Origin of the sequence: Coprococcus sp. ART55/1, assembly GCF_000210595.1 — a bacterium.
In the GTDB taxonomy this organism is placed as follows: domain Bacteria; phylum Bacillota; class Clostridia; order Lachnospirales; family Lachnospiraceae; genus Coprococcus; species Coprococcus aceti.
This window is the reverse complement of the sequence record NC_021018.1, coordinates 57,596-68,021: the sequence shown is the minus strand read 5'-3', so window position 1 is coordinate 68,021 and position 10,426 is coordinate 57,596. Positions and strand designations below refer to the sequence as shown.

Annotated in this window: 13 protein-coding genes; 12 read left to right on the top strand and 1 reads right to left on the bottom strand. The window is 45.7% G+C overall.

Going from position 1 to position 10,426, the window contains the following annotated elements; genetic code table 11:
• The 5 genes from dnaJ to thiI form a co-directional block, all read left to right on the top strand.
• A partial coding sequence (gene dnaJ / locus CCU_RS00300; protein ID WP_208895859.1) for a molecular chaperone DnaJ occupies positions 1-1,012 on the top strand: 1,012 nt, incomplete at its 5' end.
• Between the two features lie 11 nt (positions 1,013-1,023).
• A complete protein-coding gene (gene prmA / locus CCU_RS00295) occupies positions 1,024-1,986 on the top strand; it encodes a 50S ribosomal protein L11 methyltransferase (RefSeq protein ID WP_015533134.1) in 963 nt (320 codons plus the stop codon).
• A 28-nt stretch (positions 1,987-2,014) separates the two neighbouring features.
• A complete protein-coding gene (locus CCU_RS00290) occupies positions 2,015-2,773 on the top strand; it encodes a 16S rRNA (uracil(1498)-N(3))-methyltransferase (protein ID WP_015533133.1) in 759 nt (252 codons plus the stop codon).
• 77 nt (positions 2,774-2,850) lie between these two features.
• Positions 2,851-3,996: a cysteine desulfurase family protein gene (locus CCU_RS00285; RefSeq protein WP_015533132.1), complete on the top strand. Its 1,146-nt coding sequence runs from the start codon at positions 2,851-2,853 to the stop codon at positions 3,994-3,996.
• 8 nt (positions 3,997-4,004) lie between these two features.
• Positions 4,005-5,192: a tRNA uracil 4-sulfurtransferase ThiI gene (gene thiI, locus CCU_RS00280; RefSeq protein ID WP_015533131.1), complete on the top strand. Its 1,188-nt coding sequence runs from the start codon at positions 4,005-4,007 to the stop codon at positions 5,190-5,192.
• Between the two features lie 102 nt (positions 5,193-5,294).
• On the opposite strand, the gene CCU_RS00275 is transcribed toward thiI, so the two are convergent.
• Positions 5,295-5,528: an HPr family phosphocarrier protein gene (locus CCU_RS00275; RefSeq protein ID WP_015533130.1), complete on the bottom strand. Its 234-nt coding sequence runs from the start codon at positions 5,526-5,528 to the stop codon at positions 5,295-5,297.
• 92 nt (positions 5,529-5,620) lie between these two features.
• Here CCU_RS00275 and mtaB point away from each other — a divergent pair, with 92 nt between their 5' ends.
• From mtaB to CCU_RS00240, 7 genes are all read left to right on the top strand, one after another.
• On the top strand, positions 5,621-6,979 hold the full coding sequence (gene mtaB, locus CCU_RS00270; RefSeq protein ID WP_015533129.1) for a tRNA (N(6)-L-threonylcarbamoyladenosine(37)-C(2))-methylthiotransferase MtaB: 1,359 nt from the start codon (positions 5,621-5,623) through the stop codon (positions 6,977-6,979).
• A 66-nt stretch (positions 6,980-7,045) separates the two neighbouring features.
• Entirely contained in the window at positions 7,046-7,303 is a 258-nt protein-coding gene (locus CCU_RS00265) for an IreB family regulatory phosphoprotein (protein ID WP_015533128.1), read from the top strand.
• 14 nt (positions 7,304-7,317) lie between these two features.
• A complete protein-coding gene (gene ruvX / locus CCU_RS00260; protein WP_015533127.1) occupies positions 7,318-7,767 on the top strand; it encodes a Holliday junction resolvase RuvX in 450 nt (149 codons plus the stop codon).
• A 59-nt stretch (positions 7,768-7,826) separates the two neighbouring features.
• The gene (locus CCU_RS00255; protein WP_015533126.1) at positions 7,827-8,105 is read left to right on the top strand and encodes a DUF1292 domain-containing protein; all 279 of its coding nucleotides are present in this window, start codon (positions 7,827-7,829) and stop codon (positions 8,103-8,105) included.
• 5 nt (positions 8,106-8,110) lie between these two features.
• Entirely contained in the window at positions 8,111-9,775 is a 1,665-nt protein-coding gene (locus CCU_RS00250) for a ribonuclease J (protein WP_022217240.1), read from the top strand.
• A gap of 12 nt (positions 9,776-9,787) precedes the next feature.
• Positions 9,788-10,135: a YlbF family regulator gene (locus tag CCU_RS00245; protein ID WP_015533125.1), complete on the top strand. Its 348-nt coding sequence runs from the start codon at positions 9,788-9,790 to the stop codon at positions 10,133-10,135.
• A 45-nt stretch (positions 10,136-10,180) separates the two neighbouring features.
• Positions 10,181-10,426 (top strand): hypothetical protein (locus CCU_RS00240; RefSeq protein ID WP_208895858.1); only part of this gene is annotated, 246 nt, incomplete at its 3' end.

Sequence of the window (10,426 nt, the reverse complement as noted above, 5' to 3'; positions counted from 1 at the left end):
CAAAGAAGCAGCTGAAGCTTATTCAGTCCTCAGTGACCCTGAGAAACGTGCAAAGTATGATCAGTTTGGCCATGCAGCATTCGACCAGAACGGCGGCGGTGCCGACGGATTTGGTGGATTTGACTTCGCAGACATGGGAGATATCTTTGGAGATATATTCGGAGATATGTTCGGTGGCGCAAGCCGTCAGAGAAATACAAATGGCCCTATGAAGGGCGCAAACATCAAGACCACCATCAGAGTAGCCTTTGAGGAGGCTATATTCGGAACCCAGAAGGAGCTTGAGCTCCCACTGAAGGATGAGTGTGATGTATGTAAGGGAACCGGTTCACAGCCGGGACACCAGCCGGAGGTCTGCGGCAAGTGCGGCGGTAAGGGCCAGATAGTGACAACACAGCAGTCACTTTTTGGAGTTGTACGTAATGTTCAGACATGTCCTGATTGTAGTGGATCTGGTAAGATCATCAGATACAAGTGCAGCAACTGTGCAGGAACAGGATATGTAAAGAGCAGAAAGAAGATACAGATAGCTATTCCACCAGGAGTAGACAATGGTACTAACATCCGAATCAAAGGAAAGGGTGAGCCTGGTATCAACGGTGGTGAGAGAGGAGATCTTACAGTTACCATACTTGTTGATCGTCATCCAAACTTCCAGAGACAGGAGTACAATCTGTATTCATCAGAGCCTATCACATTTACACAGGCAGCACTTGGTGGAGTTATCAAGATCAACACCATCGAAGGAGAGGTTGATTACACCATACCACCAGGAACACAGACAGATACACGTATAAAGCTGAAGGGCAAAGGAGTACCTAACCTCAAGAACCCAACTCAGCGAGGCGATCACTATGTAACACTTGTTGTACAGGTGCCGGAGAAGCTCACAGAGGAGCAGAAGAAGATCCTAAATCAGTATGAGCAGGCAACACTTGTAGAGACAAGACCTGCAACAGATTCAGCAGGACCATTTACATTTGGCGATCACAAGAGAAGAAAGAAAAAGTAGGTATAAAATATATGAAATGGACGAAGCTCACAATAGATACAACATGTGAAGCTGAAGACCTCATAAGCGCCTTCCTCGAAGAGGAAGGCGTTTTGGGTGTTCAGATAGAAGATAATATTCCCCTCACTGAGGAGGAGATGGAGACGATGTTTGTCGATCTCCTGCCGGATGATATGCCGGAAAATGATGGAACTGCAAAGGTGTCCTGTTTCCTTGACGATACATTTGACGTGCAGGAGATAAAGGATAAGGTGGCTGCAGAGATCAGGAGACTGTCAGAGTTCCTTCCTGTCGGAACAGGTGAGATAACCGAGAGTGAGACGAAGGAAGAGGACTGGAGAGACAACTGGAAGGCCTACTTCAAGCCATTCAGACTGTATGACAATATCATCATCAAGCCAACCTGGGAGGAAGTGCCGGAGGATGCAACGGATGAGGATATAGTAATTGAGATAGATCCCGGAACAGCATTTGGAACAGGTTCCCATGAGACGACGAGACTGTGCATAGGCCAGCTCAAGAAGTACATGAAGGATGGAGATGAGATACTCGATGCCGGAAGCGGAAGCGGTATCCTGTCATTTGTTTGCAATAAGCTGGGTGCAAAGCATGTTCTCGGTATAGACATAGATCCGATCGCTGTTGATGTGGCGGGAGAGAACAGAGATGTGAACCATATTCCTGCCGAGGCTGTGGAATTCAAGTGCGGAAATGTCCTTGAGGACCAGAAACTGGTAGAGTCAATAGGCGCAAATTATGATATAGTAGTTGCAAATATCCTTGCAGACGTTATAATTCCAATGTCGGCTGTAGTTCAGAAGTTTATGAAGGATGATGGTATTTTTATATCATCGGGCATTATAAACATAAAAGAGGATGAGGTCAGACAGGCTCTTCTTGACAATAACTTTGATATCGTAGATACTGTCTACATGAATGACTGGGTAAGCTTTGTCGCAAAAAAGCATGTATGAACCAGCGTGTGAGAGGAAATAATCAAATATGAACAGATTCTTTGTAGACGTAGATGGCAGAGATATAGGAACAGATATAAGTATAACAGGCGGAGACGTTAACCATATAAAGAACGTTCTCCGCCTTAAAGTGGGTCAGGAGATAACTGTCAGTAACGGCAGAGGAAGAGATTATACGTGCAGTATATCGGAGCTTGGCAGAGACGAGGTTCTGTGCCACGTCGAGGATGTGAATGATAACTTTGCAGAGCTTCCGGTGGAGGTTACCCTGTTTCAGGGATATCCAAAGTCGGATAAGATGGATCTTATAGTACAGAAGATGGTGGAGCTCGGTGTCTGCCGGATAGTTCCGGTATTCACTGCGCGCACCATAGTGAAGCTTGATGCAAAGAAGGCTGCAAAGAAGACTGAGAGATGCCGGATCATAGCGGAGTCTGCTGCAAAACAGTCCGGAAGGGGAATCGTCCCTGAGATCACGGAGCCGGTAACATTTGCACAGGCGATAGAGATGGCGAAGACTCTTGATATGAATATAATTCCATATGAGGAGGCGGAGGGACTTGCAAAGTCCAGACAGATCATCGCTGATGTGACAGCACCGTCCTCTGCCCGCAGAAGTCTGGGGGTATTCATAGGCCCGGAGGGTGGCTTTGCCAGGGAAGAAGTGGAACAGGCAATGGCGGCCGGGGCGGAATGTATAACTCTTGGACACAGGATACTGCGCACTGAGACGGCCGGACTGGCGGTTATGTCGATCATCATGTTCAGTGCCGACAGGGACAATTAGAACAATATTGTAGAGATTAGTGAAAGAAAGAAGCTTGAAGCCGGACGTATATCGGTTTCGGAATGGTGGAAGACAACATGGAAGCATATTTTGACAATTCAGCGACCACCCCGGTTTATCCAGAGGTGAGAGATCTTGTGGTAAAGTTAATGGAACAGGACTATGGCAATCCGTCATCACTGCACCAGAAGGGTGTGGATGCGGCCAGATACGTGAGCGATGCCAGGGATAAGATAGCCAGGCTGCTCAAGGTTCAGGCGAAGGAGATCGTGTTCACATCGGGAGGAACAGAATCCAACAACATGGCTCTGATAGGAGGCGCACTTGCCAACAGGAGAGCGGGCAACAAGATCATAACAACAGCAGTTGAGCATGCCTCAGTCGGCAGTCCGCTGACATTCCTTGAGGATATGGGATTTGATGTTGTCAGGATTCCGACTGGAAACGATGGTGTGGTCGATGTTGACCGGTTGGTAGATGAGGTCGACGACGACACGATCATAGTGTCAGTCATGTACGTCAACAATGAGATAGGAGCTGTCATGCCGGTGGAGGACATTGCCAGACGTATAAAGGAGAAGAATCCGAGTGTGCTCTTCCATGTGGATGCCATACAGGCATTTGGCAAATATGTGATATACCCGAAGCGTATGGGAATAGACATGATGTCCATAAGCAGCCATAAATTCCACGGACCAAAGGGCGTTGGAGCACTGTTCATAAAGGACAGAGTCAAGGTCAAGCCTGTGATATACGGTGGAGGCCAGCAGGGCGGAATGCGGTCAGGAACAGAGAATGTACCGGGAATAGCCGGAATGGCACTGGCTGCCGAGATGACCTACAGAGATCTCGATGCAAATGTAGCGCACATGAGAGAACTCAAGGAACATCTTATAGATGAACTCACACAGATAGACGATGTGTACAGTAATTCCGGGGATGCGCCCCATATAGCCAGCATAACCTTCAAGGGAGTGCGAAGTGAGGTCATGCTTCATGCTCTGGAAGAGAAGGGCATATATGTCTCATCCGGTTCAGCATGTTCGTCGAATAAACATTCCACAAGCAGCACGCTGAAGGCCATAGGTCTGCCACCTGAGAAGCTTGAGTCCACACTGAGATTCAGTTTTTCACCGGAGAATACAATGGAACAGATAGATTATGCAGTCGAGTGCTGCAAGGAACTTTTACCGATACTCAGAAGATATGTGAGGAAGAAATAGGAGGAAATATGCAGTACAAGGCATTTATGATAAAGTATGCCGAGATAGGCACAAAGGGAAAGAACAGATATATATTTGAAGACATACTCTGTAAGAACATCAACAGAAAGCTGAAGCCTTACGGAGATTTCTATATCCGCAAGGAGCAGGGAAGAATATTCGTTGAGTGCAAGTCGGATTACGACTATGAGGATGTGGTAAATGCCCTTGGAAAAGTATTTGGTATCGTTGGAATATGCCCTGTTGTGGTTGAGGAGAACACAGAGTTTGAAAACCTCAAGCAGAAGGTAATAGATTATGTTGAAAAGGCATACGACAGAAAGAACTTCACATTCAAGGTGTTCACCAGAAGAAATGACAAGACATATCCTATGACTTCCATGGAGGTAAGCGCCGAGCTTGGACATTTCCTCCTTGAGGCGTTCCCTGATCTTACAGTGGATGTGCACTCACCTCAGGAGATAATCAATGTGGAGATTAGAAAGGTAGCATATATCTATTCGATCACCATACCTGGCCCGGGAGGACTGCCGGTTGGAACGAACGGCAGAGGAATGGCACTTCTGTCAGGCGGTATAGACAGCCCTGTTGCGGCATATATGATAGCCAAGAGAGGAGTTGTTGTGGAGGCAGTATATTTCCACGCACCTCCGTTCACAAGCGAGAGAGCAAAGCAGAAGGTTATAGATCTGGCATGTCTTGTGGCCAACTACTCAGGAGCCATCAGACTCCATGTTGTCAACTTTGCCGATGTACAGATGGCAATATACGACAACTGTCCTCATGAGGAGCTCACGATCATCATGAAGAGATACATGATCAAGATAGCGGAGGAGCTGGCTGAGAAGAATGACTGTCAGTGTACGATAACAGGAGAGAGCATAGGCCAGGTTTCAAGCCAGACTGTGTTCAGCCTGAACGTTATCAACCAGGTCAGCACCATGCCGGTGTTCAGACCATGTATAGGCATGGATAAGCAGGAGATAGTAGACATATCAGAGAAGATCGGAACATACGAGACATCTATACTGCCATACGAGGATTGCTGTACGACATTTGTTGCAAAGCATCCGGTTACACATCCGGTTCTCTCTGCGATAGAGAAGTCGGAGGCAAAGCTCACAGGAATTATCGAGCCATTGTACCGCAAGGCTGTAGATACGGCAGAGGTCGTTATGTGTCGCGCAAAGCAGTAAAACAATATAAAACAGTGATAAAAGACAACAAAAAAGAGATGCTTCATAATAAGCATCTCTTTTGATTATCAGATCCATATAACATACGGGGCAGAATAAATACTATTCTGCAAGGTATGGCTTCAGAGTAGCCATGATCTCATCGATACCGCTCTCTGCATGAATGTTAAGTTCGATAGGCTTTGAGATATCAAGACTGAAAATACCCATGATTGACTTTGCATCAATTACGTAACGTCCTGATACGAGGTCGAATTCTGCGTCAAATTTCGCAATGTCATTGCAAAAGCTCTTGACCTTATCGATTGAGTTTAAAGAAATCTTAACTGCTGTCATAAATAGTCCTCCTAACCCTTGTAAGTTTTTTATGTACTGTCATTATTATATTTTTATAGAATACAAAAGTCAATATAAGGAGTGTAAAATACATGCTAAAAGGAATGTCTGTGGCTGCCACAACACTTGGCTGCAAAGTCAATCAGGCGGAGACTGACAGCATGCTCGACATGCTGAAGGCTGCCGGTGCAAATATAGTGGAATTTGACGAAAAAGCAGATATATATATAGTAAATACCTGTTCTGTGACCAATATTGCGGACAAAAAATCAAGGCAGATGCTTCACAGAGCCAGAAAGATGAATCCTGATGGAATAGTGATAGCCGCAGGATGCTATGTGCAGTCAGCCAGAGAGATTCTCGAGCAGGATGAAGCTATAGATATAGTAATAAGCAACAATAAGAAGAAAAGTATCACAGAAATAGTTAATGATTATATTAATGTGAGAAACAATGAAAAAAATGCCCCGGGTAAAGATCATGAAGCCATGGAATACTTCGTGGATATATCCAGAGAGACTGAGTACGAGGAGATGGGCGGCCATGTCCCTGTGGGACACACAAGGGCATATGTCAAGATCCAGGACGGCTGCAATCAGTTCTGCTCATACTGCATAATCCCGTATGTAAGAGGAAGGATAAGAAGCAGAAGCCAGGAGGCGATCCTTGCAGAAGTATCAGAGCTTGCGGAGGCAGGAATAAAAGAAGTTGTGCTTACCGGTATACACATATCGTCATATGGCAAAGATAAGAATAATGAGGGAGCACTTATAGAGCTTATAGAGGCTATCTCAAAAATCAAAGGAATCAAGAGAATAAGGCTTGGTTCACTTGAGCCGGGGATAATAACAGAGGAGTTTGTGGAGAGGATTTCATCCAATTCGAAAGTATGTCCACACTTCCATCTGAGCCTGCAGAGCGGCTGTGATTCAGTGCTCAAGAGAATGAACAGAAAGTACACTTGCGAGCAATACTTTGAAAAATGTGACATGCTGAGAAAGGCGTATAAGTCCCCTGCGCTCACCACGGATGTGATAGTGGGCTTCCCGGGAGAGACTGAGGAAGAATTTGCAGAGACTGTCAGATATCTGACGGAGCTCAATCTGTATGAGATGCATATATTCAAGTATTCTCCGAGAAAGGGAACAGTCGCTGCCGCCATGAAAGAGCAGGTTGCCCCTGAGATAAAGAATGAGCGAAGCGATGTGCTGCTTAAGCTTGCCCATGACAACAAGACCGCATATGAAGCCCAGTTTGAGGGCTGTGAGCTTGAAGTCCTGGTGGAAGAGGTTGTAAAGAAGGACAATAAGACATATCTCAGAGGACATACGGAGAGATACATGGATATACTCATAGATGTGGGCGACATATCCATGCCGGAGAGTTTTGTGAACAGCTTTGTGTATGTGACATATACCCAAAATGGGGGAAACCTTCCTTTACTTTTGTAGTTTTTTATATTAGAATAGGAATGTTAATTGGCTCATGAGATAATAACAAGATGAGGACGTGATTTGATGAATAACGAAAGTACACAGAATATTGTTCCAATCAAGGACGCGACATTGGACGTACGCGAGATAATTGGAGAAGTATACGATGCACTTACCGAGAAAGGATATAATCCGGTAAGCCAGGTTGTTGGGTACATAATGAGCGGTGACCCGACATATATCACAAGCTACAAGAACGCGCGAAGCCTGATCATGAAGGTGGAGAGAGACGAGATCATTGAGGTTTTACTTGAGGACTACATCAAGAATAACCTCGTGTAAAGGAAAAGAATAGTATGAGAATATTGGGACTTGACTATGGAACCAAGACGGTGGGAGTTGCCGTGAGCGATCCGCTCAAGATGACTGCCCAGCCGCTGGAGACGATAGAGAGAAAGTCGGCGAACAAGCTGAGACAGACACTTGCCCGCATAGAGGCCATACTTGAAGAGTATGGAGCGGCAGGAGAGCGCGACCGCATAGAGCTGATAGTGCTTGGCTACCCGAAGAACATGAACAATTCAGAGGGAGACAGATGCGAGGCCACCCAGGCATTCAAGGAGGATCTTGAGCGCAGAACAGGACTTGAGGTTGTTCTGTGGGATGAGCGCCTTACCACTGTGGAGGCAGAGCGGATCCTTATGGACAGCGGAGTGAGAAGAGAGAACAGGAAGACGTACATAGACAAGATGGCGGCTGCGGTCATACTGCAGAACTATCTTGATGCGAAGTGCAGCAGTCTGTGATAGACACAGACCTTCTGCCTTTGTTTTGTGTACGCCTGAAGAAGTATTAAGAGGTTTATATGGCAGAGAACAGGAAGACGGACAACAGTATCATATTTGAAGCAGAAGATGGAACAGAAGTGGAATTCTCGGTTGTGGAGCAGACCACACTTGGCGGCGTGAATTATCTGTTCGTTATAGACAAGGCGGATGATGAATCATTCCTTATCCTTCGCGAGAACAACGGAGCTGATACGGAAGAGATGGCAGCATACGATATTGTGGAAGATGAAAATGAATTAGAGGCGGTCATCAAGATATTTGACGAGCTGCTTGAGGACGTAAATTTGGAGGTATAAGAAAATTGAATAAGAATAATAAAGAGACAGTGAAGATCATTCCTTTGGGCGGTCTGGAACAGATTGGAATGAATATCACTGCGATAGAGTATGAGGACTCTATCATAGTCATTGACTGCGGACTGGCATTCCCTGAGGACGACATGTTAGGAATCGATCTGGTAATTCCTGATGTCACCTATCTCAAGGAAAACGCGGACAAGGTCAGGGGACTCGTGGTTACCCATGGACATGAGGATCACATAGGAGCCATACCGTACATTGAGAAAGAATTAAACATGCCGATCTATGCGACCAAGCTGACCATGGGTCTTATAGAGAACAAACTGAAGGAACACAACCTTATGAACAACACCAGAAGAAAGGTTGTAAAGTATGGTCAGAATATAAATCTTGGGGCATTTAGAGTGGAATTTATCAGAACAAACCACTCCATAGCAGATTCGGCGGCCCTTGCCATATACACACCGGCCGGACTTATTGTCCACACCGGAGATTTCAAGATAGACTACACACCGGTATTTGGTGGAACCATAGATCTTCAGAGATTTGCTGAGCTCGGCAAGAAGGGTGTGCTTGCACTCATGGCTGACTCGACAAATGCTGAGAAGGAGGGCTTCACACAGTCAGAGAAGACAGTGGGAAGAACATTTGACAACCTGTTCAACGACAACAAGGATCACAGGATCATCATAGCGACATTTGCATCCAACGTTGACAGAGTACAGCAGATCATCAATTCAGCTTACAAGTATGGCAGAAAGGCTGTCATAGAGGGACGAAGCATGGTGAACATCATCACCACGGCGTCCGAGCTTGGATATATCAACATACCGGATAACACACTCATAGATATAAGCGAGATGAAGAACTACCCGGATGAGAAGGTTGTTCTCATCACCACGGGAAGTCAGGGAGAGAACATGGCTGCGCTGTCACGTATAGCTGCATCCATACACAATAAAGTAGCCATAAAGCCTGGTGATGTGGTCATTTTCAGCTCACATCCTATACCGGGAAATGAAAAGGCGGTATTCAAGGTTATAAATGAGCTCGAGGCGAAGGGTGCACACGTTATATTTGAGGATACACATGTATCCGGCCATGCCTGCCGTGAGGAGCTCAAGCTTATATATGCGCTCACAAGACCGAAATATGCAATACCTGTCCACGGTGAGTACAGACACCTCAAGAGACATGCAGAGCTTGCAGTTGAGATGGGAATCCCTAAGGAGAATGTCAAGATCATGACCACAGGCGATGTTCTTGAGATCGGCGAGGAGAAGTTCGACGTTGTCGGCAAGGTTCCTGCACAGGGAGTATTTGTGGATGGACTTGGAGTTGGAGATGTTGGAAATATTGTCCTCAGAGACAGACAGCTTCTGTCACAGAATGGTCTCATAATCATAGTTGTGACCCTGGACAGATACAGCAACCAGCTTGTTGCAGGACCGGATATAGTGTCAAGAGGCTTCGTGTACGTCAGGGAGTCTGAGACACTTATGGAAGACTGCAGGATCACATGTCAGGAGGCTCTCGACAGATGCCTGAGCCGCGGCGTGACAGACTGGGGTAAGATCAAATCCGTGATAAAGGATGACATGGGAGAGTTCCTCTGGAAGAGGACAAAGAGAAGCCCTATGATCCTTCCTATAATCACAGAGGTGTAGAAGGGTGAGAAAATGACAGATACATTGGAACTTAGCAGACAATTGAATGCGTGCATCAAGGATTCTGATGTCTACAAGAATTATCAGTATTGCAAGGATAAACTTAGACAGAAACCAGAAAAACTTCAGCAGCTCATGGAATTTCGTAAGAAAAATTATGAAATACAGAATAACGAAATGCTTGACAATCCATATGATGAAGTTAATAATCTATTCATGGAATATGACTCCATAGTCCATGATACTATAGTCAATGACTTTATCAGGGCGGAGCAGAAGCTGGTGAGAATGATGAAGCTTGTATATGAACAGATAGCGGACGATCTTGATTTCGATATCATAGATGAGGACGCCCGGTGATTCGCGCTGGCTGAGATGTATTTGTGAACAAGGAGAATAACGATTATGGCTTTAGATAGTGCTAGAAGTATGAAGAAGATTCTGAGATTCCTTTTTGGACTATTCATCAATGTATGTATTTTATTTATATTGGTAAAGGCTTTCTCATACTCGTATGATTTTGCGTATCAGGTGTTTGCCACAAGGGCTGCGGATCCGGGCAGCAACCGTAAGGCAACTATACAGATAACTCAGGACGAGCCGCTTCTTGATGTGGCGGATTCCCTTAAGACGGCGGAGGTCATCAAGGAC